Below are 25794 nucleotides of genomic sequence, written 5' to 3'. Positions count from 1 at the left end.
TCTTTATGAAGGAAGAGGGGGTGGTTTGTGCGCTTCTGTACCATTCCCACCGGCCATTTTTAGAAGCTTACGGAAGGTAGTACGCGGATACCCAGCAATCTTTGCAGTAGCACTCATATTGCTTCCAGATTCGATAAAAATCGCTTTTGCAAGTTGAGGTGTAATTCCCGCAGCTTCCACTGGAAGTCTTTTTCCAAAGGTAGATTCAACATGGCTCACATCGATCGAACAATGATGCATTGCAAGGTCCGCTGCTCGGTACAGCACATTGCAAAACTCCCACACACTCCTTTTCTATAGATGAGCAATTAAGCGCTTATATGCAGCTAAAGTCAATTCTTTATGCCCAAATGTATGTTCCAGCTCACGAAGTAATTGGCAAGCGATCGGAATAATATCCTCTTCTCTTTTCTCTCACGAAGCGGATGGATCCGCAGGATAAAAACCTCCGACCGGTGAAACAAATCACGACGAAAAAACCATCCCTATCTTTTTCCTCCAGTGGGACATGTGTTGCTGTTACGATTTGTACATTCGCCCGTTTCTCCAATCCACCCCCTCCAATTCGACGGACTTCGTAACCATCCAAAGCGCGCAGCAACTTTGGTTGCACCTCTAGAGGGAGCTCTCCAATCTCATCCAGAAAAAGTATTTCTCTTCCGCTCCTGAAAAAACTCCCGTCTGACGAACGATCGACCCCGTGAAAGCTACTACGCTCATGACAAAAAAGTTCATTCTCCACAAGGTCACAAGGGAGCGCGGAATATTTAAAGCAATTCATGGCCCTTTTGCCCGAGGGTCGTGGAGTGCCCCGGCGATCAATTCTTCACCTGTTCCCTTTTCCCCACAGATTCAGATAACCAAGGAATGAAATACCAGCCAACGCACTTGATCCGCAAGCCGACGTATCACTAACGATCTCCCCCACCATATGAGAGAGATGGGGCAAACAGCACTTGCTTCTTCATTGACCTCCCCACCAACACAAGTCAATGTAGAGCGTCCAAGCGTTAGGATCATCCTCATACCAGCCAACACTTCTCGAATACAAGTGCCTCCAAGAAACGTCCCGTTCTTTGAACCAAAATCCTGAACAGCAATTTGCTCTCCATCCACTGTAAGAGAGCAATGCTATTGACTCACCGTAGGATCACTCAAGACCACATAGGTTCTCGGGGAAGTTCCCACTCGAACCACCTTGCTCAGTTTTGACAAAGGGATGCTCCGCTCTCCTTCATCATCCTGCCCTTCGATTCTCTATGGAAATATGCAAGGTACACGAGGAATTTCAATCGTTGCCTCAGAATGCTGTGGAGAACAGATAGAATCGCTCACATAGACTTTCTCCTACTCCTAATAGACATCCAATACCGTTTCTAGATGAGAGCGAGACAAAAGCAAGGCGTGCCTTTTTTATTTCTGCAACTTTAAGGAAGAGGTATTTAAATTTATTGAATGGACACACCAACTTGCCGACGGAGAGAAAGGTGAGCATCACTTACCCAAAAACGGAGCAACTCATCAATTTTTTCAGCGACAGAAAGACCTCCAGTAAGCACTGGCTCAACACGAATTCTCTGATGTGCAGCAACAAGATCGCTACAGAGCAAAAGCCCCACGCGGCATCCAACAATTTCTATCCCTCTCATCCATTCCCCTACAGAGACAGAGATACCCTGCTCGAGCATCTGTTTCACCAATGCTCGGATCGATTCCCGATGCCCACGCTCCATATACTTAAAAATCTCAGAAGCAGCAACTTGCCCGGACGCAGCAAACTCATCATCAAGAGAGTCATCATCAAGAGAGAAAGAGGGCTCAATCTGATGAAGAACACCAAACCAGAGAGCCATCAATTCATTGAGATCTGGGTAGAAGACAGAAATATAATGCTCTCTCCGATACAACGATAAATGCTTGGCCACAATAAAAGCAAGCTCTTGGAGAGATAGATTATTGAGCACTTGATTCCCCGCCATACTTGCTGGAGGGCGAGATGGAACCGCAATCAGCCCTCCCATAAAGTCAGGGAACACATAAAATTCAGGAAGAGAGATCCCGAGAATCTGCCCCACCCAACCAAACATGCTAGCTAATGGCAGTGAGCTCGTCAGCAGATTTTGCTTGTATTTCGCATCCATCTGAGGAAGTTGCTGAAGAGCCTGCCATTGTACCCATTTGGCAACCATTGCAGAAGGTGTTATAAGCGCCCATAGATTTCCTATCCACGCGTGTTGCGGATGAGGGAAGAGCTCGCTGACCCAAGATTTATTGTCGATCACTTTTTTGGTCCGAACGAGATCTCTAGGTCGATGTTCTTCAAAAAAAGCGATTTCCTCGATCTCAGCTTGTCCTAAAAAAGAAAGGGAAGCACACATGCACCAAGCCCGATCATAATCCCCCCGCTGCACATAGAGCTGATACAGATGATGGTAGGGATCTGGAAGCGTAGGATTGCACTGAACAGCAACAATATATTCTTCTAAAGAAGAATCTTCTTGAGAAGTAACTTCATATAGCTCCGCTACAATCTGATGTTCTGTAGCTTCTGTTGGCTTCCACTGCACAGCCATCCGAAAAGCCTCGAGAGCATTTTCAAACTGATTGAGACGATCTCTATAGATAAGCCCCAATCCATGCCATAGGTAGAACAGGAGTTCAGAATCTTGTTCCTCTTGTTGCATGAGGCGATGGATCATCTTACGGTAGAGCCTCTCCAGCGCACCCCACTCTTTTTGACTTGTCAAAATTTTATCAATTCTCTCGAACGCTTCAAGATATGCTGGATAGAGGTCAAGTGCCCGATCAAAAAAGGCAACGGCCTGCTGCCGCTGCCCTAGCTTATCACGGAAGATCTGAGCAATCGTATAGAGAATTTTTGCTTTTCGGAAGGGGTCTTCTTCGATTTCACCTAGGGAAGCAAGCACTTGAACCGCCTTATCCCACTCTTCTATCGCTTGATACAAAGACAAGAGCTTATAGAGAACAACAACCGCCTGAGGCTTCAGCTGATTTGCTTCTTTCCCCACTTGTTCCGCCGTCTGAAGATCATTGGTCTTTTGATACGCTATATTCCCAATTCCAAGAGGCAGGTGACACCTCTCCTCCGGATCGGTCACATCCTCAAGAAGAGCCATTCCATACGAGATAACTTCGTTCCAGTCCCCCATTGCTGTATAGACCTCAACCAATCCCTGAAGAGCTTGCGTCCGAAGAGCCTCAACTACTTTTGCCTTTTGGAAATGAGGAATTGCTTGATCGAATTCCCCCTTTGCGCAATAGAGCCTACCAATTTGGTAATGGAGAGTCGCTTTTACGCTTTCCTGTTCTGGATCACAAGCCGCAAGCCACTGATAGAGGGCTGCAATCGCGTCTCCACCCTGATCCGCACGCACATAAATCTGACACCAATTTTGTAACGCCTCACGAAAGGTAGGGCAAAGATGATAGGCGGTCTCATACGCCTCTAGCGCTTTGTCTTCTTGCTGCAACTTCTCCTGAACACGCCCCCATTCTGTGTAAAAACGGGCCTGTTCCTCTGGAGGAGCCTGCCGTTCTATCGCCTTGCGGATAACAGTCTGAAGGCATGTGTCCGCAGTTCCCCATTCCTCCTGTTCTATTGCTCGACGTGCCAAGAAAAATGCAGCATCCTCATTTTCCGGGTCTGTCTTGCAGGCAGCCTCCCACGCAAGCACAGCACTCTCTTGATCATTTAAAAGCTCATCGTAAATACGAGCAAGCTCAACAAGCAACTCTGCCCGCCGGCGAAGGCCAGGGGTATAGCTCTGCTCCTGGTCAAGATAACGAACTGCATCTACAAAATGCTTTTTATCTATCGCTATACGGCGAAGCGCAGCAAGACTTTTGAGATGACCTGGAATAACCTCAATCGCCATTTCATACTGCTCTTCAGCCTTTTTAAGATCTTGAGCCTCCTCCGACAGCAGACCCGCTTTGTATAGAGAATCCGCCTTCTGCTCCGGTAGCTCCTCTTGATCGGCCAAACGCCGCATATATTCCACAGCACGGTGAGAATTTCCGTTTTTCTCATGCAACTGACCCAATTCCGTTAAAGCTTCCCGATCTCGAGGATCCAAATTTAAGATCTGCTCATACGCCTGGATGCCCTTCTCCTGATCAAACAGCTGATCGCGATACAACAAAGCGAGTGAGCGATAGATTTCCTTTTTAAGACCAGCCTCATGAAGGCAAGAGAGATGACGATGATACGTCGAGATCAAATCAGGCCACGCTTTCAACTGTCGATAACACTGCTCGAGAGCTAAATAGACCTCCTCTCGAGCAGGATCCAAAGCAACAATCTGCTCAAAATAATGAGCTGCTCTCTCAGTACTCAAAAAGTACTCTTCTTCCAGGAAAGCGAGTTGCTTGAGAATCTCAATCCGTTCCCCTGCTATTTGAACCAGAGAGAGCTGATACTCAAGCATCTTCTTAAGCTCTAGCCACTGTTCAAGCGCGCGATAAACACGACAAAGACCACGAACTGCTTGCTTATGGTTGGGTTGAAGTTGAAGCACCTCTTCATAAAGCTGCAAAGCATACACCCATTCCTCTTTTTTCTCATGAGCGGATGCCGCGTTGAGCTTGGCTGCAATTTGTTTCGTCACATCCTTTAAGAGCGATTGCTTTCGAGAGAGAAGCGCATCGAGTTCCTGTTGCTGATTTTGCTCCCGATAATGCACCTCTAAAGCCTCAAAGGCTGGAAGAAAAAAGGGGTCAATTTCCAAAGCCTGAAGCAATAAGGAAACAGCCTCCTCACGCTCATCCATATGTTGTGTCAACAAGGCGGCAAGTTGGATCAGAAATTCCTTCTTTTCTTGTTCTGTATCCGCTTGCTTCAACATCCGCATCAAGACCGAACGGACCACCACCCAATCCTTTTGCTTTTGATAGAATCTAAGGACTTGCTCTAGCGTTCTTCGATCTGATTTTTCATTTTCAATGAGCTGGGCATAATAGAGACTTGCATCCCGAGGCTTCCGCAAATCGCGGTCATACCACTCCGCGAGATAACGACACAAAAAGAAGCGAGGGTAGCTTTCTGTCTCTTGAGACAGCCACTTTTTCAGAGTTCCCATCACTTCGTCCCAGCGACCAGTAGATTTAGCGACATTTGGCAAATAGAGAGCAACTCCCTGCTCCCCCGGATTTTCATGAAGAGACTGTAGAAATAAATCCAGAGCTTGATTCGGATCTCCTACCTTCTGCTCTACAAGACAAGCCATCTTGAGTAAAAACTTGCTTTTCCGCTTTCTGTCCAGCTGATTGCTATCAAGATACCCCCGATAGAGCTCTATCAAGAGATCCCATTGACCAGTGGCTCGATAGATCTTTTCTAGCCCTTCGAATGCTTCTTGATCAGCCGGTTCCTTATTTAAAATCTGCTGATAAAGCTGAACTTGGTGTTTCTGACTCTCATCAACGTTATCTTTATCGGTTACCACCATCACTTTGTTCATCCACCCTCTCAGTTTTTATGAAAGATAGCATGACATGCATGCTCTCTAATGAACCAGAAAAGCTGGACAGTGTAGAGAACTCCGAAATTTTTCATAAAAAGACCTAAAGGCTGAAGGAAATAGGATATGTCACCGTCACGATACCCCCCTCCGGTTTAGGAAAAGAGAGGCTCGAAAAAGCGCGCAACATACAAGAAATGACACCGGGATCATGAATTTCGGAACCTCCATCTGAAGTGGTCACCACATTACCCGCTCGATCGATCACAAATTTAACAACAACTCTACCCTGCAGCGACGAATTCCCGCGCAATCCTTCCTCATAGCAGAGACGAAAGCGACCGAAGTTTCGTCGGACAACACGCTGAATGGTTTCAGGGGGGAGCCGACCGGTAACCTGCGTCTCACCCTGACGAAGCACAGGCGTTCTAGTTTGGTGAGAGCCCCCAATTTTTCCCCCAGGACCCCCTCCAGCACCCCCTCCTGCTCCATGTCCTACTGTACCAATGCCACCCACACCAATCCCTTGCCCTAATCCACCACCCCCTTGTCCTGCACCAGAAAGAGCGAGTCCTCCCCCTGTAGCTTCACCGATCCCTCCTCCCCACATACTAGAACTTTGGCCAGAAGAGGCAACCGGTATATTTCCTGTGGCCCAGGGGGATGCTGCCCCACTCATAGTAGCTCCCAACCCAGTCGAACCCAACAGACCGACCATTCCGAACTGCGTAGCCTCTTTGAAAGCCGATTGACGGGCAGAGGATCCACCTCCTCCTCCACCCCCAGTCACGACAGGAGTCCTGGTACTTGTCACACCACTACCACTTTTCTTGCTTGTCTTGCTCTGATCCCCAGCCTGCTGTTTCTGGTCAGCTGGTTCTGGCTTTTTTTCTTCACGCGTAGCCGCAGCTGTAAGCAGTTTCTGCATCAGCAATATTTGGTCATGATGAGATTCTCCTGCATCCTCCATTTCTCGGTGAGGCAACAAAAAAGCCAAAGCCGCAATCAATCCTGCATGGAACAGAAACGAGAGGCTCGAATAAAAATATGCGGAAGGATCAAAATTGGGGAAAAGTCCCGTACCTATCGGACGTCCCGGAGCCACCCCACGCACTTCAAAAATCAACCCCCCTTCAAATTCCATGTGGATCTTCATGCCTTGAGCAATAGGAAGCTCATAAGCTCCACTCCAATCAGAAGAAGGACTCGCGGTTCCTCCTTCGATCATTTCACGAAATGTCTTGCGGCTGCCTCCGGAAGCCTCAACCCACCCTTTTGCCTGCTGGAAGATCACTACATGAGACGTTCCACTCGCAACAACAATTAAAGGAATACGCGCAATCCCCACCCACCGCTCAGTAGGACAAAAATAGTCACACACTTCCCCTTTTTTGGACCTTGATCCGAGAAAAAAAGGCCGAGGGGGAGAAAGCTCGAACACTTCGAGGACATGCGTTCCCCACGCAACCAAAATTTCTATTGCAGTCTTCTCTGAAACCTCGGTCGCTTCTCTGCTGAGCTCAGGCTTCGTTTTAAAAAACCTGTAACTAGAAGATACATCGAGGGTGTCTCTTGTATGAAGAGACGAGCGGGAAGGCCCAGCAAGGTGCAAAAGTCATTCTCCTTTTGATTCAAATAAGCCCAACAGATAACGATAAGTACTCCATTGCATTCTTACTCGTAGCATTGATGCCATCGTTAATCTTATAATCTATTCTAGAGGTCTAGAGGAGAGTGACTAGGATCCTCTCTTCTAGAACAAAGCAAACTATAAATTCTCAACCGACTTCAACATTGCTGGAATAAAAGAAGAGCGGGGACGGATTAATAGAGTGCGTACAGGCCCAGAGCGAACTCGAATTTTGGCATCATTTGGGCTCAACCCCCCAGCCATAAGCGGATCGTCTGAAAAGGTATAGCCATACCCCTCTTTTGCATCAGCTGCAGCACTTTTCCCATTTGTTACAGCGACCTGTGCCTCAGAAGCTCTTGCATTCACCAAGAAAGGAAGTGCAATGCTTCCTAACCAAAAAAACAAAAAAGATGGCTTTTTCATTGAATTACCTTAATTTTTCCATAGAAAATGTTACCTTTAATAAAGATCGACTGCATTGTAAACGTTCTCTTGTAGATATTGCCTTTCCATAAAAACCCCAACAAAATTCCATGAAACTCTATCAGGAAGCTGGAGGATGGAACTGCACAGCTTCCCCACCGGCTGGGGACTCCGGCGTAGGAGTCAAAAACTGAATGGTATCGCTAATATCTTGCATCCGCTCATTGGCCAACTTGATCGCTTCTTCATACGTCTCATGATGAGGCGTAGCTTTATCAATGAACTGTTGAAATTTCTTCTTTGCCTCTTCTAACGACGCGATCGTCTTTGCTTTATCCCCCCCTTTCGCTTTGTACTCCTGGATAAAAATTCCTTCATTGTAATATGTATCCGCACGATCAGGTTCCAGTTTTTTAGCTGTATCTAACTCAGATTGAACCAATACAAGCTGCCGATCTGCATTAGCATCATTGATCTGTCCTCGAAACGCCAATGCAAGCCCAAGGTGAGCTTCATAGCTATTTGGGTTAATTTGAATCGCTTTTTGATAAGCCACTTGAGCCTGCTCGAACCCCCGGAAAGAAAGATTAACCGCCGCGCAATTCATCCAAGCTTCAAAAAAGCTAGGATCCAATTGAGTCGCGATTGAAAACTCTCTTACAGCTCCAGTGATAAGACCCAAAGATACCTGGACCAAACCCGCTGTATTGTGAATAGGAGCATACTTCGGATTTTTCAGGATGGCCTGAGAGCAAACGAGAGCAGCAAGTTCAAGTTGCTGGATATTTCCCTTTTCTCCTGTCATCCCTCCAACTTGATTCTTCCTTTTGTTTCCAGTATCCCCGCTCGATCGGTCGGCTTGCTTATAATAATAGAGCGCCAACTGATTCAATGCCGGCATGTAATTGTCTTCAATGGCAAGCGCGCGCTGAATATTTTTCTTGGCGCATTCCATATCATTTTTACAGTCGCCGTCCTCTATGGAGCCATCGCGCTCCATCTGAATCGTAGCTAGATCAACGAGAGCAGCAACATTTTGGAATTGCGCATCGAGCACAGCCTGTTTGAGCTCTGCAATCGCTGCATCCTTATCCCAATCTATACGATAACGAGAAAGCGCCCTTTGTGCGCGAGCATAATGAAACTTAGGGTCTCTTTCCAACACCCTGTCAAAATAATGAATCGCTTTTTGATCCTGATGGCAACGTGTATAGCTAAGACCAGCATTGTAAAGCGCTCTCAGTCTTACTGCCTCCGAATGGCTTTCCTGCTCGATCCCCTCAAACGAGCCAGCAATTTTCTCACAAACTTCATTCGCAGGTTGCCCATTCTGCTGCTTGTCCAGTTGAAGGAATTCGTTAAGAGCTGCTGAAAACAAAGCCTGATCTTTCTTTGAAGCCGGAGGTTCAGCCTGAGAAGCAACGATGACTCCAGTTGCTTTAGAGGTTGCGCTTCCACATCCAAAGCAAACAGAGAGGACCAACGACATCCAAACTCCACCCCGCAAGCGCTCTTTAATCCTTATATAAGCATACAAATTCATCGAACTCAATTCCTCTTTTTTGGTCTTTATCCTATTGAATTCCTATCTCAACCGAATGATTTTAAACTGCACCTCACCACTCACAATCCATGTGAACGTGCTCCATTCATTCTCGGAAAAGCAAGTTGAAAGAACCAAGCATACGAAGAATCGCTGCCAACGTGCCACGTACTTCTCCATTGCTCAGGAGTGAGAGGGAGGAACAAAGTAGTCATGAAAGCCGGTTTTCCCTCCACCCCCACTGGTTGCAAAATCCCTTCTATACCTGGATTGGCCAGAGTAGGAGAGCCGCGTAATTCATCGATAACGTGGTACTCTGCCTTGTAATTTTTTGCCAACCATTCTTCGCAACTGCGCGACATCTGATCGAAATATTGAAACTTCAAAGAATAGTTGAGGCATGTGACAAGAGCGGGTTTTGCTTTGTTCGCTTTAATAGGCTCCGATTGAGTGTCCAACGCATCGTAATAAATCCCTCGGATCTCAGCATCTTTCTTCCATGCCTCAGGAATAGGAGCTCTGCGAAAATCATCCACAAGATCGCCCCACATAAACCCAACCCTTGAACCAGCAGCAATTACCCATCGTGGAGGGGGTTCCGGCTTTAAGTTAAGGATCTTGGTATAGAAAGAAGACACCTTCTCAATAGCGGGGATCTTTTTCGTAATCCAAGCTTTTACTTTCGTATTGATATGTTTCAATACACTATCCTTGGTACCAGGACCTCTGTACTCAGGGAAATGAAGTACATCAACACGTGCTTTTTTCTGTTTTTCTGCTTCTTGAAAAAGAGCTTCACCTACAGCATCCAATGTTTTTCCGATACGCCGCTGCCTTTGCTCCTCTGTCTCTGAAGGATAGGCTTGATTGATCTTCTGCACCAAAGCATTCGGATCTTTCCAGGAACCTCTGACAATTGCATATTCCTGAGCTGCTTGAGGATCCCAATGAAGGTGCGTATAAGCTCGAGCTAATATGCTGTGAGCCTGTATCTGAACATCAGGCGGCGCTTTCGCAAACAAACCTTTCCCCCTCGTGAGGTTAGCCCGCGCCTGCTCCCAATTAAACAAGCTATTTTTATCACCTTTTTCAGCCTTTTTGGCGTAATGCAGACTCACAGCAAAAACGACAGAGGCAGCCTGCAAAGGTTTCGATTGCCCGTACGTTTTTCTAAAATGAGTGGCATCATCAAGCGCCTTCTCCTCATCTCCTAAACCGAGCCGAAGAAGCACTGCATCCGAAAGAGCTCGTTCAGCATCCTTCCCATGCGGATCCATGTGTTGATAGCGCTCATACCAGTTAGCAGCCTGATCGTAAACAGCAATCGCTTGGAAATTTCCTCCTATTTCATAGACAGCGCTTTTCACAAGAGGTGAATGCTCAAACCCTTTTGTGTTAAGCAAAATCATCCTGGTAGCAATTGCCTTCGCCAACAACCTGCCCGCTTGATAAGCCCGCGCAGCGTTATACACAAGTTCATCACAACGATAATCCGAATTCACAGACCCTTGCTGGCAATATTGATGGAAAATATCCAGATACATGCCAGCCCCCTTCTCATACGTACTCAGCGCATCGGGTCCCCCTTTATCTGCTAATTCAATCGTCTGTTGCGCTCTCATACGCTGCAAGTCGATATGAACGCGCGTTAGGCCAGAGCACTGATCCGGGGTTGCTGTACTGCTCTTTGAGGAAGAATTAGAACAATACAAGGCCAAAAGCTGCCCCACATCCGTCTCCATTTCACCAAAACAAGCCGTGCGAGGCGGTGTTCCATGAGAAGCGAGCACATTGATGCTTTCCAGATAAAGCTGGGCAGCAAAAATGCCTGCTTCATTGTCCGGATAGCGAAAAGCGATCTCTTTAAATCCAGCTGCTGCTTCTTCCCAATGCCTCGCTTCAAAATAGATTCTAGCACGAGCATACTGGATAGAGATCCACTGCTCCTGAGTTCGCTTATCCGCGGAATCTGGATTAATATAGCAAAGATACCGATCAAATGCTCGGATCATACGTATTTGGTTCGATGTAAGAGCCACACTTTGCCATTTTGGAGCATTTGCACTTCCTTTTCGCTTTTCTTTTTCGGAAGGCTTATTCGTATTTTTCTGCCCAGGAAAACAGCCTGCCCCCTTCCGATCGCTCCTCTGAGCATGAGATCGTTCATACATATTCTGGTAACAAAGCAACGAAGCAAAAGCAGCTTCCGGAGCATCTACCCCCTTGGGATCGTCCATCACAACTTCATCAAAAGCGGGACCGCATTGATCCCATTGCTTCTGAAAGTAAAGAAGATCAGCAGCAGCATATTTAATTTTGTGAAGTGTAGGCCAATCCTCTTCACGCACATTATTAAACTTAAAAGTAGCAAATTCTTGCGGTTTCCATGTATCCAAAATTCTCTTGTAGAATTGAGTAGCAAGCGCAATCGCTTGAGGGTCAGAAGTGCCAGGCCTACCTGATGAACCGACCGCTTCAATATGCCAACTCATCGCCGTCTCTGTAATGAGCACTGCAGTACGGTTTGCACATTCCTGCTTTGCTTCGGTGGGATGAGAAGCATTATTAAATTCTCGGTATTGCTTTAACAGCGATTCGAAAGACGCAGCGATCAGATCTTTACGCCGCGCTTGCAGAGCAATCGTCGCCTCTGCAATATGAACGGAATACATACATTGAAGGTCCCCTCCCTTGTCTCGAGCGATCAGATCTCGATACATGGCGATAGCCTCTTCATACCGGCCAGTATCTAAATAATGCTGCCCAAGGTCATTCAACATCGAGAGTGTTTTTTTCGCAGATCCCACTCCATCCCCAGAAAGCGGACGAAAGAAACGGTATGCCCCCGCAGCAGTTCTATGCACCGCATAGACTGCGAGGATATCTCTCCGTCCTCCATCGAGCAGCTGGGACGACCCAGACACCTGCGGATACTCCATTGCATAAGTGATCGCCTTTTTAAAAGATTCGATCGCCTTATCTTCCCTCCCCGTATTCCAGAAAACATAGGCCATTTTGTATAAGGAATATCCATACAGTTTATTTTCCGGAGGAGGATAGTTTAGGACCTTACCGTAGTACCCTAAAGCCACTTTCCATTGCGCAGGATTGCTTTGGGCTTGAAAAAAGGAGAGCTCTCCCAATGCGAAATAAGCGCTGGGGATCCATTTTGATTTAGGAGCCTTAGCAACAAGCTCCTCATACGTTTTTTGAGCATGCTCATAATCATTCACCTGCTCATACTCATAAGCCAAGTAGTAAAGGACCTGATCGATCTCTGAGTAAGAAGAATACTCATCTTTGATGAGAGCATAATATCGGATTGCATTCCTGTTAGCCGCCTTCATCACAGCTCCAGCTTGATTGACCAGAGTCTCTTTCTGAGCAGCTAACTTTTGATCATTTCTTGCCTTATCGCGATCTACTTCTGCATTGATTTTATCGCGAAAAGCCGCATTCTCAAGCTCCACATAGGTCTCTGCGAGACGACGAGCAATTGTAACGCGATCAGGAGCTTTCTTGGAAGTATTCTTAAACAGATTCTCTGTCTGTTGGAGTTCCGCAATTAAGAGAGAGCGTTGACGAGCCGCCATCCCTTTTTTTCTTTCATCGCGTTGGGCAGAAACATCTACAGTGGGAGCTCCAGGCTTGGTGAAGTCCTTCTTTTGCTGTTGAGGGGCAACCGTTTGCATATTCATCCTCTCCATTTGCCCAGGACTAAACGCTTTGAGAGGAACGGTTTCTGCGCATACATTTTGCGAAGCTACTGGAGCAACACATATCTGAGATTCTGCTGCCTCAAGAGGAGCCACCATCCCACAACACAGAAGAGCTCCTACAGCAGTCACTACCCACTTTTTTCCAGTATTTCGGAGTCCGTCAAACATAAATTTATTCATTGGATTCACTGCCCACATTGAGATGGAATCGTCGTGCGATAAAAACCAAGTTCATCTCTCCAATATTCACCATTGAACCTCCAGATTTCATGTTCTGAATCTGTCTTAACAATGTTTCGTTTGGAGTCATCCGCACTGACGCGCATGCTTGCTGTCTCTTCATCGAGTTGGTTTCTCCGCGCAGCAATAACATCAATTTGTATCTTCGAACTATTGCGAATTTGCTCATTTAATTCATCCAGGTTACGCTGGTATCTAGCCACCACCAACTGACCTATCTTTTTCACTGCTGCTGCCCGAGCGTGCTGCACTGCATCTTGAATCTCCTGGTTTGCACCCGTCTTCCGAAAGGATGTAGGAGCCGCCTGTAAACGCTTATTCTCTTCCTCCAACATATTGATGTAATTCAGATGGCGCAAAAGCTGACGATCCGAAAGGGAGAGCTCCACAATTGGTTTAATTTTTGGACTCAAGGCAACCTTGTTTTCCTTCACGTTTTTCAAAAACTGATAGAGGTTTTCTTCTTGATTCTCACCCTGAAACCGCTCCAGCACTTCTGAAAGCTCTTTATAAATCGGCTGATACTCCTCCTGAAAGCGAGCAACTACACTTGCTGCATCCTCATAACGACAATTGGCAAAATAGATAACCGCTTTGATGATCTTTGCCTCAGGATAGTATGCGTTCGGGAAGTAAGGGGCATTGATCGTATGAATATTTCCCAATGCACGCGCGTAGTCTCCTGCCATAAAATACGCCCAGCTCTCCTCAAAAAGAGCATCTAACCAGTACTCGCTAGCGACATCAACCTTATTCCAATATTTGATAGCGGCTGATAGCTTTTGCGCATCGATGGTAGGGACGTTTTTATCATCGACATAAATGGAAGCAGAATAATAAGTCCGAGCCATCGATAGAAAAGCGAGGTCACGAAGTTCCACCTGATTCCCAGCTTCATCGACAACATGCTGAAAAGCTCCAAGAGCAGGAATAGATTTCTTCAACTGAACATTCGAAATACCTTTAAAAAACTGAGCACGGGCAAAATAAGAGGAAGACTGCTCAACACCATCAAACAACAGAATAGCGTCCTCATATTGCTGGCGGTCGTATGCATAACGGCCCAAATAGTAGCGGAGCTTCCAATAAATTTCTTGCTGAGACGGATTATTAAAACGACTCAATTCTTGCTGCTGATACTTGCCGATTTGTTCTGCAACACCTGCAGGCTCAGGAAGATCATCAGCTAGCTTAGCAAGCCACAGCAATGTCTCTTTAAATTTAATGTGAGAAGGATTATCTGCAATGGAGCTAAAAATATTGTAAGCAGCCTGATAAAAATGAAGCTCATAGAGCACTTTGGCCAAATTGAAAGAAGCGAGCTGTCGACTCCGTTCATCGTCTCCCGTCTCCCCTTTTGCTACGGATGAAAGGGCAGCAGCGGCCTCCCATAATTTGCCTGTTTCATGGAGATGCCTTGCAACCGTAGCTTGTTGGATCATCCCTCCAGTGGAAGGGCGAGAAACCAGCTTCTCATCTGATTCTTTTGGTTCTGAAGACGGATCCTCTTGTTGTGCTCTTTGCGGAGAAGCAGCGACAGATGGCTCTGGAGAGGGCGGAGCATACCTATTTTTCTTTTGGGGAGCTGCAAACAATGAATGACTTACCAACATCAAAGCAAAACCCAAAAGAAATACAGGTTCTTCTATTTTTGCCATTCCATATAACTCCTCGGGCATTGCTGTTGCCACAACTTAACAATAAACAAGCATTTGCTTGCAAGAGAGCCCACTCTCCATCATCGTTGCTCGACGATAGAGGATTGACCTTCTCTCCAAGCACTATCTCACCAGCTTAACAGAGAACAAAGTTTAAGTTCTACTAACATTAAGCCTGCCTCGATGGTACAGGTAGCTTCTTCACTGTCAAGAGTTCATTATTCCACACATTAAGTCAAACATCGAACTTCAAGTGAACCTGTCTGACCTTCTGGAGCAAGTCTTCCTACAATCTTTCATTCCTCATCAGCTGGACAAAACACATGCACTTAAAGAGAGAAATACACACATTCTTAGTTTATTTTTTCACTTTTTCTTTTGCCGTCTTGGTCACCAGCCTGTTCGCAGCAGGAGGATGCACCCATTCAGGAATTGGAGATCCTTGCATCCCCGAACAAGAATACAATCCAAATTTCACAGGGTTTAGCGAAGGAGAAGTCAGTGTCGAATCGGCAAGCATGGACTGCCCCTCACGCGCGTGCTTAGTGCACCATTTTCGAGGGCGCACCACCTGCCCTTACGGACAAAATGAGCAAGGGAAAGCCCCTGACGGACAGACAAGCTGCAAGGTACCCAACTCAGAAACCCCTGTAGCAGGCGGTGTATGCTCCCAGTGCAAGGATCGCACTGCAGACAAAGCTGTTTACTGTTCCTGCCGATGTGCCAACGTATATGGGAAAACCAACGACGGAGCCAATTATTGTGAATGTCCGAAAGGGTTTGTCTGTCAACAACTAATCAATTCGATTGGTCCATCCGACGTAGGGCTCACAGGAGGATACTGCATCCGCGCAGGGACGGAGTATTTGCCTCACAAGTCTTGTCTTCAAAGTCTTGCAGCAGACGAGATGAAATGTGGAGCCTAAGACATGCCTCAACAGGTTAGAAAAAGCAAATCGGTGCTTATAACGCGCGGTCCTGGATCTTATGAATCCGCATGGAAAGTCTTGGCATATCCAAACAAAACGCTTCACTTAAAGCTAAAGCAGCAGAGAGGATCTGGAATGGTCGATTCTATTCTCATGCAAGGATCAACCGATTTCGGTATCGACGAAGCGGCAGTTCATTTTACCAAGCGAGAAGTATTCGTTGACTTTCTCGAAGGGGCCCTTTCTTTCTCTTTTCTCTACCATATCATTTAATGAGTTAACCAAAAGCCGAGAGTTATACGTATGGATACAGAATATATAGCCTTAGGGGTAGGAGCCCTGATTGCCATCTCCAGCCTATCGATACCGAAATTCAGACAGAAAACTCGGACTATTCGACAGGTTTCCCCCTCCGCAAAAAGAGAACCACCCCTCAAGACCAAACCAGAAGACATGGTCTACACACAGACCACGGAAGTACTTTCTTCACAATCCCAAACCAATGCGATCCAAGCGATAAGAAAAGGTCTCACTTCCGCTCGAGGAGTTTTTTTTAGTCGTCTTTCCACTTTGCTTGCCAGCCATCGCACGATTGACGCTGACCTCCTAGAAAAAATGGAAGAGATTATGCTTACTAGCGACGTAGGCGTTCAAACGACCCAAATGCTCTTAAGCAAGCTTCGTAAAGCAGTAGGACAAAGAGTAGCGACCGATCCAGATACAATATGGGCTATTTTATGCGAGGAAGCTCGCCACATTTTATCCATCGATCATCCCCCTCTTTCCATTGTTGCACAGCCTACCGTGGTTCTCTTTGTAGGAGTCAACGGAGTAGGTAAGACCACATCCATCGGAAAATTAGGAGCGCACTTCATTCAGCAAGGGAAAAAAGTTCTTCTTGTAGCAGGAGACACATTTCGAGCAGCCGCAAGTGAACAATTAACCATTTGGAGTGAGCGCATAGGGGCTCAAGTGATTTGTGGTCAGCCCCAAACCGATCCAAGCTCCCTTATTTTCAAAAGCATTGCAGAAGGCAAAAAGAGCAAGACTGACCTCATTTTGATCGACACAGCAGGGCGTCTACCCACGAAGGTCCCCCTCATGGACGAAATGCGCAAAATCCATCGGACAATTGCAAAAGCAGCCGAAGGCGCATCCCATGAAACCTTACTTGTGCTTGATGCGACAACTGGACAGAACGCAATCGAACAGGCCAAGGCGTTCAAAGACGTAGCGAACGTCACAGGAATCATTCTCACCAAGTTGGATGGTACAGCAAAGGGTGGGATTCTATTGCGAATCTGTCACGAGCTTCATCTTCCTGTATTTTACATTGGCTTGGGAGAAGGAGTAGAAAACTTACAACCGTTCCATGCAGATGATTTTGTGGAAGCCCTCTTTGGCCGAGAACCAATTAGAGAAAGAGCGGCTTGAGGACAGTTGACAGTTCCAAAAAAGACCTTTTCGTTTCATACGAAATCATTTGCGAAAAAAAAGATTTACATGATATTGTTGAGGTTGTTCAATTAATTTTCTTAGCGTCAATAAACAGTTTTTCTGATTTATGCTTTTCTGATTTATGCTTTTTTAATGGGTGTATTGGTCCATCAGATAAATCAAAAGCTAGATACTACACTGACTTGCACTCATAAAAAAGTCAGTCAGCATGTTCATGTGTTAAAAATGCAAATGCATCTGTGGAAAAGGAATTAGGATGAAGCAAGCTTATAGAGGTTTTCTCTTTTTTACAGCCTTCGGGCTGCTTGCCTCTTCTGCTTTGGCTCAAAAAAAGAAAGTCCATGCAGGACATCATCGCCATCACCATAATTCACCGAGCGTTTCTGAAGAGACTCCGGAAAAAGCGAAAAGTGAAGCAACCGAATCCCCCTCTCAAGACACGACTCCTCCTGATTCATCACCAACAACACCTGCTGCCCTCGAAACACCTCCTGTGGGAGAACAAAATCTCAACAATCTATGTGAGTTAGATCCTGCTTCGTGTCCAAAAGAAAGTGATTTAGAAAGCCTCGCAAAACACCAGATTCAGTCCGAGGTGTACACGGTTCAACAGATCTACGCACTGCGAACCTACCGGCTCGAGATCCAGCCTTACTGGTCATTCTCACTCAACGATCAATTTATCAGTCACCCAGGTCTTGGCCTTGCTCTTAACTTTTACGTTACACACACGCTTGCATTTGGATTAAGCGGCAATCTTTACCAAAGAGCTGACATCGACTACGATTTCAACTTTCAAAATAGACGTGCTACACGAACCGCCGTACCGCTCACAGAATATCAATGGAATGCAAATGCAAACGTGATCTTTGTGCCGATTTACGGAAAATTTGCTGGCTTAAGAAAATTTATTTTTAACTACGATATCTATATGGTTGCTGGAGCAGGTTCCATCTCCACTCGACCTCTTCCTATCATGGACCCCGATAACCGCAATTTTCCTTTTAAACCTAAGTTCGCAGGCAATGCGGGTGTAGGACTGCGCATCTTCATCAATCGATGGTTTGCAGCCACTTTAGAGGTTCGTGATTACATCTATAATGAACAGCTCGAGGCGCTCACGGTTGCAAACACCCAAACGCAACAACAAAATCCAAACACATGGTATGGCAATACTAATCTTACAAACAACATACAAGCTCAGTTAGGCATCAGCATTTTCTTGCCATTTAATTGGGACTATCGGTTGCCCAAATGAGAACTCACTTTTCCTTTTCGTTACCGTCTTGTTTCTCGATCCAAAGAGAGAAAAGAAACTCTATGGTATTCTTAAGAAGAGTCCTTATTTCCCTCTTATTAAACGCTTTCGCCTTCGGCTGCTTGATGCTGGGCAGCAATCGCACAGCACAAGGGCAAGAAATCCAACTTACGGGTCCATTAAAGGGTGCCCCCGCTGTTCGAAACTTACGCCTTTACCGGAAAGGTCGCTTAGAGATCGCCCCGACCGCTTCTTTCACTTTGCTCGATGAATACCGACGAACCTTTCTTACAGGAGGAAGGGTTCAGTATAACTTAACAGATTGGCTTGCCGTAGGCGCCTGGGGAGGATACACGGCTCTCAGCATGACAACTCATTTGACCGATCAAATTGATGAAACTGCTGTACGCAACGAAAAAACAGCATTGAATATCAACCCTTCTGGTTTTGCGGAACAGACTTCAAAGATCGTTTGGATGGCAACCCCTCAAATTAGCTTCATTCCCTTTCGCGGCAAGATGTCTCTCTTCGAAATGATGTTTATCGACACAGACGTCTATTTTTATGGGGGGGCCGCATTCATAGGAATTAAGGAGAGAGGCTTCTGTGGCAGCCAAGGGAAACTTAATTGCAAAGATCCGGCCTCCTTTGAACTAGCGTCTCGCACTGCAATCGCTCCCACTTTTGGAATGGGGCTTACCTTCTATCCCACGCATTTTTTGTCTTTTGGAGTCGAATATCGCGCGTTTCCCTTCTCATGGAACCGGTCCGGCTTTGATTCAAAAAGCGACTCCCCTCACCCAAACACATGTGACAATCAAATTAGTGCTGTCGACCGCACTTTCAAATTTAATCAGATGCTCTCAATTTTCTTAGGATTTTCATTCCCTTCAAAAATTCAGATCAGCGATTAAATTAGAAAAAAGCATACTTGCAATGCTCCCCAGAAACCGCTTCACGCTTTGGTGATGATGCCCTCTTCATGGAGAGTATAACCATGCATCAGGTGCGTACGAACCATTTCTCTTTCCTCTTCGGGGATGAGCCACTGACAGCGAGCTAGTCCTTCGACAATCTTATTTTTAACCCGAAAACTCTCCTCTACTTTTAGCAGAGAAAGAAGGGGAAAAAGGGCACTCTGATTTTCCTGCGCCAGCAGTGCACTGACTGCATGAAAACGGGTAGGTTCATGCACGTCTTGGAGGAAAGGTTCCACTGCCTTGGGGATTGCTGGATTTTTAACATTCTCCAACTCTGTCAGGAGCTGTACCTTCGGATCAACAAACTTAGCGTACTCCGTATCCCATTGCCCGAGAAAGAATAGAAGTTCCTGCACATATTCATCAGGCGAGAGAAGATGCTTTAAAATCTTCATCCCCCAGGCTAAACTTTCCGCTTTTTTGCCAAAACCCCTCACTGCAGTAACAACCTCTTTCCCAATCCGAATGACCCCTTGAAAGGCAGCCTCCTTCTCTTCCTGATCTGTAATAGAAGGATCCACTGTGAAGGTAAATCGATTGAGAAGTGCTATTCCTGCTTTTGGAGTGCCCAATCTTGCCAGCGCTTCAATCGCTTCTTGTCGCTCATAACTCTGAGCCCTCCTATCGCTAACACGCTCCCGCCAACGAGCAACAAGAGCTTCTTCTTTGCGAGCGCTCTCCCCTTCTCGAGGAAGATTCTCTTTCTTTTTCTTACCGAAATTCCACCATACCATCTGAGTACAATATTTTACCTTAAACACGCGATTAGGGAAACGCAACCGCTAAGAAGATCACCTCTTTTTCACTGGGTTGAATACAATAGCGCACCCGCGCCCCAAATTTTTGCTCTGCTTCTTTTTCCATTTCCTGGATTCTTCGCACAAAGACATCCCGTGTGATATTTTCTACGGATTCACCCAAAGCTGTTTTTGCATCAACATACTCACGAAAAATTCTAGAGTAGTAAGATTCTGTATCTTCTTTGGCAAGACGATCCACTACCTGGCTATCCACACTTCCCCCTCCTTGAAAAAGCTCCTGACCCCACACGTCACCGACGGACATTACATCCATAAAGTGCCTCGCTTCCGGGCTCATAGAAGGACGCCCTTCTTCATTGGTCATATCTTCTTCAATCCCCATCAATTTACCGAGAAGCTGATTGAGACGGAATGCAAGTCCACCCAATTCAGCATGTTTAAGCTCAAATCGTTTCTCGACATGGCCATTGAGGATTGCCAACAAGCCTTCCTCCAGCACTTTTATCGGACGGATGATCGAGTTCCCCAGTGCGACCCCCACAATAATGACCAGCAGAATACCGAGACCCGTAATCCACCAAATGGGTAATGCAAAGCTTTTAAGGAGAACAGGATAAAAAGAAGCAACAAGTACAGTATGCCTTCCATCTCCAAAGCTTTGCAGAGGTATAGTCGCAATTATTTTATCGCTTTCCATCAATGAAGTAGCATCTCGGCTGTTTAAGGATGCTTGGATCACATTCTGAAGCTGATCGTCGATTTGAAGACTAGGTTTCTCTTTGGCTGTCGACTCACCAATAACACGCCAACTCGTCCCTTTGTCCGCAGCAAGCAAAGCGAATCGACTCTCTGCAGCAACAGAATCATCCGCGAGAGACAACACATCATTGAGATTCACTGCAAGGACAATGAGCCCCTCCACCTTGTCTGCCTCACCCCACACAGGCGCATAAGAAACAATGAAGTGATCATTCCGGATGGCATTAGCCCACACATCCGATCCCGATTGTCCAGAAGTGATGGCCACCTTGAGAGCAGGATAAACAGAAGTGATCTCTTCCCCTCGGGACAAGCCAGAGCCACTTCTACCTACAATCTTGCCTGCCTGATCCACCATCAAAACGAGAGAGGGGACCATCCCTTCAAAGATAGTCGCTCTTTTCGCATCCACCAAGAGAGTATCGCAAAAGAAAGTTGCAGCATCGCCACGAGCTGCGGGATCAGCCTTTTTTAAAGGTTCAAGAGTTGCAGGCTCTCTTCCTCGACTAGTCATCCATCGCTCTGCCTGCAACACTGCGAGTTGAATACGAGCAGCTGCACCCAAGGTTTGACGGCGTGCAAGTTCAAGTCGTTGATTTGGGTCATTGACAGCTTGCCTCACTGATGAATTGACAAGCGTCAATGATAAAAAACCAACCAATAGAACAATCGCAGCGTTTAAAGCGATGATCTTGCTTCGCATATACCCTCAAATGTTAGATCTTAAAAAAGAATAAATTTTTCATAAACAAAAAAACTGTTGAAGGTAGAAGTATATTTCATCCCTATAGATAATGTCCGTTTAAAATATCACTCGATTGTACGGCTCACAAGTATTTACAGGAAGTACACAATCGCTTGTGGAAAAAATCTCAAGAAAGGTAACTTCCCCTTTGCACCTGAAGCAAGCATGAGTATGGTGGAGGAGTTCAATCAAATGGATTATGGCGGCCGTAGCTCAGTTGGTAGAGCACTGGATTGTGGCTCCAGTTGTCGCGGGTTCGATCCCCGTCGGTCGCCCCACTATTGCTTGCTTTTTTATTGAGAACGCGAATTTTTGCTCAGTCATTCTACTACATATAATATATGCCAACAACTTGCTGTATCCATTTATCGTTCCTTGACTCTTTTAGGTTCTGATGATGGCTCTCTTTAAGCAGTTTCTTTCTCTCCTTGCGTTCTGGTTATCTTTATTTCTCTCTCTCAAAGCAAGCAATGCGTCAGCTGTTTTAGATTTAGCTTCAGAAGCAAATCTGCACTTCGAGAAAGCAACCAAATGCTACAAGCTGCAGGACTATCAATGCGCACTGGAACACTTCTTCCTCTCCAATCGCTTGGTCCCCAACCGCAATGTCATCTTCAACATTGCAAGGACGTATGAAAATTTACTGAACTACCCCGATGCTTTTCGTTATTACCAATACTCTCTTGCAGAGGAAATCAATCCCGTACTGCAGAAACGGATCTTAGAGGCCATCAATCGGATCAAGCCTTACATCGGGATTATTCACGTCGCCACAGACCCACCAGGAATCCCTTTTTACGTCAATCGGAAGGATCTCGGCTCTTGGGGTTCTACCCCCCAAATTCTGGGGTTAGTACCTGACACTTATGTAATTATTGCCGAATCAGAAGGCTTTCATTCCGCTCAATCTCAACCAATACATCTGCAGGCAGGAGAAGAAAAAACTGTCTCTTTAAAGTTATCTCCCCTCGCAGCCTCCGTCCAAATCACAAGTTCTCCTGAAGAAGTACAGGTGGCTGTTGATACACCAAGCTCTCATCTCACGTGCAAGACCCCTTGCACGCTTTCCGTCCCTTTAGGCTCTCACAACTTTTTCTTTTTTAAAGAAGGATTCCACAGCTCACAGAACACCATCAACTTAACACAAGAAGGTCAGACTTATATGCTACGCTCTGTACTTACCCCATTCACAGGGAATCTCGTGATCAATACTAGTGTACGCGATACCCTGATCGAAGTTGATGGTCGTTTTGTTGGTTTCACACCCACTGTTGTCAAAGTACCTGTAGGTATTCATCATCTTCGCCTCTCTCAACCCGGATATCAAACGATTGAGCGAAATTTTAGTATCGAAAGTGAGGAACAGACCAAGCTGGACCTAGAAATGATCCCCAGTGCAGAAGTGTTCGCTGCTTCCCGCATGGATGAGTCGATCGAAGATGCACCCAGTTCCGTTTCTGTCATCACAGCACAAGAGCTTCGAGCAATGGGCTATTGGTCTATTGCAGAAGCAGTGCGCGGAATACGAGGGATTTACCTCTCCTTTGATAATGCTTATACCAGCGTAGGCGTACGAGGGATTTCCCCCCTTGGCAACAACGGGAATCGGCTCCTTGTGCTGCTTGATGGTCATCCAACCAATAATAACTACACCGGTTCTTCGATGGTGGGGTACGATGCTCGCACAGACTTAGAGGATATCGAGCGGATTGAAGTCATTCGAGGGCCTGGTTCTGTGTCTTATGGAACGGGAGCTTTTGCAGGCGTCATCAACCTCGTCACACACCATCGCAATCTCCCAACCCACCAAGAGATCAATCTATCGACAGTCAGTAAAGGGGTCGGTGGTGGCCACGCAACAACTCAATGGCATTTCAGTCCTCACGCTGGATTCTGGACATCCGTAGGAGGAGTGCATAAAAGCCTGGAATTCGACTCTATTTCTGGGAATGATGCCGACGAAAAACCCGATTTTAACGCGGGCACAATCGAAGGGCGAATGTGGTACAAGTCTTTTTCACTCCAATGGTTTTATAACACACGTGATAAGTATGTGTTCATCAAGCACCCTCACTTGCAAAAGAGGATTCCAAACAACCGATTCATCGATGCGCGAGGATTTCTAGAAGCGCGATTTGAACCTAAACTCAATTCCCAATGGCAACTCTTAAGCCGAAGCTACCTCAACTTATACAATCTCCGAAGCCACCTTATGTATCAAAGCGATAGAGACACCTCTATAGAAACATTTAATGGCAACTGGCTAGGCATGGAACAGCGGGTAATGTGGACCCCTCTCAACTACATGCGATTCACTGCAGGTGGCGAAATCCAATACCATTACAAAATGGATCTGGCGGGATGGAACACGGAAGAGACCTATCTTGATCGTTCTGATACGCTGTGGATTGGAGCCGGCTATTTGATGGCCGACTTTGTTTTTTCTCCTTCGTTTAAGCTCAATCTAGGTAACCGTTTCGATTATTATTCAACCTCTAAAGGTTCCTTCAATCCACGCATTGCAGTCATCTGGCATCCTTATGCAGATGGCAATCTAAAGATCATGGGGGGAAAAGCTTTCCGTGCACCCAGCGCCTACGAGCTTTTTTACGAAAGAAGCTTCGGTTCTGACATTCAGCAGGGTAGTTCTCGAGATACTTCTCATCCAAAATATCACCTTTCGGATATCAGTCTCAATCCGGAATCTCTGTATTCTATAGAAATCGAACTCAGTCACCATTTTTCTCCCAAAGTCACAGGTATCATAGCTGCCTACGCAAACTCCATTTATCATTTTATTGTTCTTCGAGGAGAAGGAACCCAAAACTCGCCCCTTCAGTTCCGCAATGCTCACTCTTCCAAACTGTATTTAGGAGGGGAACTCGAATTGAGACGCGAGTGGGCACAGGGATGGACCATAGCTGCCACTTATAGCCTCCAGCAACCCAGCTACATCAACGACAATGGGAACCACCGTATGATAGCGAATGTCCCTCAGCATATGGGTTCCATTAAGGGGAGTGGACCCATTATTAATAAAACCTTAATGTTCAACTCCCGACTTACATTGGAAAGTGGACGCTATGATCGATTCGATCGCATCCATGATACTGAACCCCAAGGAATGACCAATCCAAACGTTCTATGGGATGTAGTCTTTTCAGGAGAAGCGGCTCACATCCCTTTCCGCTACAGCATTGGAATATACAATGTTTTCGATTGGCGTTACCACATTCCTGTGAGCCCAGCGTTCACCGAACGAACGGTACGAGGGTATGGACGCACCCTCTTAGTTTCCACAACACTTACTTTCTAACCAATCACCCGATTCAAAGCACCTCCAGGTTCAAAGAACTCAACACCCTCGATAGAAGAGAACCGGCGCTTCATCACCTGTAATGCGTATGGATTGATATCAACTAGAATAAACCGCCGATTTTCTTTCAAGGCAACTTCCCCTAATGTTCCACTCCCCGCAAAGAAATCAAAGGCAATTCCACCCTCAGGACAAGAGGCACAAACAATCCTACGAAGAATACCAAGCGGTTTTTGAGTAGGATACCCCAACTTCTCTTTTCCAGTAGGGCTGACAATGGTGTGCCACCAGGTGTCGGTCGGATACTTGCCACGCTCCGCTTTTTCAGCACCCACAAGAGAAGGAGACATATAGGGAATTCGATCGACAGCAGTGCCATCAAAAAAATAATGTTTGTTATCCTTGACATAGAACAGAATCGTATCGTGCTTAGGAGGCCACCGTTTCTTGGTTTTCCCTCCATAATCATAAGCCCAGATAATTTCATTAATAAACTGACTGCGACCGAAAATGCGATCGAGAAGAACTTTACAGTAATGGACTTCCCTATAATCGATATGGAAATAAAAACTTCCCGTTCTCTTTAAGAGACGATGAGCATGCACAAACCTAGGTTCGAGAAACCCCAAATAATCCTCAAAATCGTCAGAAAACGAAGAAGACCCAAGTGCAACTGTTTTATACCGCCGCCCTCCAAAGCCAAGTCGATCCCCTTGATCGCATTGAACTGTCTGAAGCTGAAAACGACTCTGTTCTCTTCCCGTATTGAACGGAGGGTCGATGTAAATGAGATCGATCGACTCTGTGGGGAGTTGCTCCAAGATAGAAAGATTGTTAGCGTAATAGACTTTCCCTTTTTTCAGATCAGAAATCAGCGCATTCATCTTCTTGA

The 25794-nt window shown here is 46.1% G+C and carries 17 protein-coding genes, 1 tRNA gene and 1 pseudogene; 7 read left to right on the top strand and 12 right to left on the bottom strand.

Translation table 11 applies throughout. The annotated features are described in order from the left end of the window. Nucleotides 1-3: 3 nt before the first annotated feature. From BCY86_RS01695 to BCY86_RS01655, 9 genes and pseudogenes are all read right to left on the bottom strand, one after another. Nucleotides 4-240 carry a hypothetical protein gene (locus tag BCY86_RS01695; protein WP_156864982.1) on the bottom strand — a complete coding sequence of 79 codons (237 nt, stop codon included), beginning with the start codon at nt 238-240 and terminating at the stop codon, nt 4-6. Between the two features lie 124 nt (nt 241-364). Continuing rightward, nucleotides 365-781, bottom strand: a complete 417-nt coding sequence (locus BCY86_RS01690) for a sigma 54-interacting transcriptional regulator (protein WP_075276172.1) — start codon at nt 779-781, stop codon at nt 365-367. Nucleotides 782-852: 71 nt separating this feature from the next. Then, nucleotides 853-1119: pseudogene (locus BCY86_RS01685) on the bottom strand (FHA domain-containing protein); the annotation flags it as partial. Nucleotides 1120-1448: 329 nt separating this feature from the next. Beyond that, nucleotides 1449-5480 (bottom strand): tetratricopeptide repeat protein, encoded by a 4032-nt coding sequence (locus tag BCY86_RS01680; protein ID WP_156864981.1) that lies wholly within the window; start codon nt 5478-5480, stop codon nt 1449-1451. A 103-nt stretch (nt 5481-5583) separates the two neighbouring features. Then, nucleotides 5584-7092, bottom strand: a complete 1509-nt coding sequence (locus tag BCY86_RS01675) for an AgmX/PglI C-terminal domain-containing protein (protein ID WP_075276169.1) — start codon at nt 7090-7092, stop codon at nt 5584-5586. Between the two features lie 156 nt (nt 7093-7248). Beyond that, entirely contained in the window at nt 7249-7536 is a 288-nt protein-coding gene (locus BCY86_RS01670) for a hypothetical protein (RefSeq protein ID WP_075276168.1), read from the bottom strand. Between the two features lie 121 nt (nt 7537-7657). After that, nucleotides 7658-9079: a hypothetical protein gene (locus tag BCY86_RS01665; protein ID WP_075276167.1), complete on the bottom strand. Its 1422-nt coding sequence runs from the start codon at nt 9077-9079 to the stop codon at nt 7658-7660. 80 nt (nt 9080-9159) lie between these two features. Beyond that, a complete protein-coding gene (locus BCY86_RS01660; RefSeq protein ID WP_172824769.1) occupies nt 9160-12978 on the bottom strand; it encodes a tetratricopeptide repeat protein in 3819 nt (1272 codons plus the stop codon). A 5-nt stretch (nt 12979-12983) separates the two neighbouring features. Continuing rightward, nucleotides 12984-14696, bottom strand: a complete 1713-nt coding sequence (locus tag BCY86_RS01655; protein WP_075276165.1) for a hypothetical protein — start codon at nt 14694-14696, stop codon at nt 12984-12986. A 323-nt stretch (nt 14697-15019) separates the two neighbouring features. Here BCY86_RS01655 and BCY86_RS01650 point away from each other — a divergent pair, with 323 nt between their 5' ends. The 5 genes from BCY86_RS01650 to BCY86_RS01630 all read left to right on the top strand — a co-directional run bounded on the left by BCY86_RS01650 (nt 15020) and on the right by BCY86_RS01630 (nt 19255). Beyond that, nucleotides 15020-15622 (top strand): hypothetical protein, encoded by a 603-nt coding sequence (locus tag BCY86_RS01650; RefSeq protein WP_156864980.1) that lies wholly within the window; start codon nt 15020-15022, stop codon nt 15620-15622. Between the two features lie 3 nt (nt 15623-15625). After that, on the top strand, nt 15626-15898 hold the full coding sequence (locus tag BCY86_RS01645; protein WP_075276163.1) for a hypothetical protein: 273 nt from the start codon (nt 15626-15628) through the stop codon (nt 15896-15898). 30 nt (nt 15899-15928) lie between these two features. After that, complete coding sequence (gene ftsY / locus BCY86_RS01640) at nt 15929-17059, top strand: signal recognition particle-docking protein FtsY (RefSeq protein WP_075276162.1); 1131 nt, start codon at nt 15929-15931, stop codon at nt 17057-17059. A 280-nt stretch (nt 17060-17339) separates the two neighbouring features. Then, nucleotides 17340-18341, top strand: coding sequence for an outer membrane beta-barrel domain-containing protein (locus tag BCY86_RS01635; protein WP_083604112.1), 1002 nt, complete (start codon nt 17340-17342; stop codon nt 18339-18341). A 125-nt stretch (nt 18342-18466) separates the two neighbouring features. Next, nucleotides 18467-19255 (top strand): porin family protein, encoded by a 789-nt coding sequence (locus BCY86_RS01630; protein ID WP_075277508.1) that lies wholly within the window; start codon nt 18467-18469, stop codon nt 19253-19255. Nucleotides 19256-19296: 41 nt separating this feature from the next. Here the strand turns inward: BCY86_RS01630 and BCY86_RS01625 are convergent, their stop codons facing one another. Next, on the bottom strand, nt 19297-20055 hold the full coding sequence (locus BCY86_RS01625) for a HEAT repeat domain-containing protein (RefSeq protein ID WP_075277507.1): 759 nt from the start codon (nt 20053-20055) through the stop codon (nt 19297-19299). A gap of 31 nt (nt 20056-20086) precedes the next feature. Next, nucleotides 20087-21544, bottom strand: coding sequence for a cache and HAMP domain-containing protein (locus BCY86_RS01620; RefSeq protein ID WP_075276161.1), 1458 nt, complete (start codon nt 21542-21544; stop codon nt 20087-20089). Nucleotides 21545-21788: 244 nt separating this feature from the next. On the opposite strand from BCY86_RS01620, the gene BCY86_RS01615 reads away from it, so the two are divergent. Next, nucleotides 21789-21864, top strand: a tRNA-His gene (locus BCY86_RS01615). 116 nt (nt 21865-21980) lie between these two features. Then, the gene (locus BCY86_RS01610; RefSeq protein WP_083604110.1) at nt 21981-24902 is read left to right on the top strand and encodes a TonB-dependent receptor domain-containing protein; all 2922 of its coding nucleotides are present in this window, start codon (nt 21981-21983) and stop codon (nt 24900-24902) included. On the opposite strand, the gene BCY86_RS01605 is transcribed toward BCY86_RS01610, so the two are convergent. Then, a complete protein-coding gene (locus tag BCY86_RS01605) occupies nt 24899-25786 on the bottom strand; it encodes a DNA-methyltransferase (protein WP_075277506.1) in 888 nt (295 codons plus the stop codon). The genes BCY86_RS01610 and BCY86_RS01605 overlap by 4 nt on opposite strands. Nucleotides 25787-25794 lie beyond the last annotated feature (8 nt).

Source organism: Pajaroellobacter abortibovis, assembly GCF_001931505.1.
In the GTDB taxonomy this organism is placed as follows: domain Bacteria; phylum Myxococcota_A; class Polyangia; order Polyangiales; family Polyangiaceae; genus Pajaroellobacter; species Pajaroellobacter abortibovis.
The sequence above is the reverse complement of the archived record's forward strand: the minus strand, read 5'-3'. Positions and strand labels throughout refer to the sequence as shown.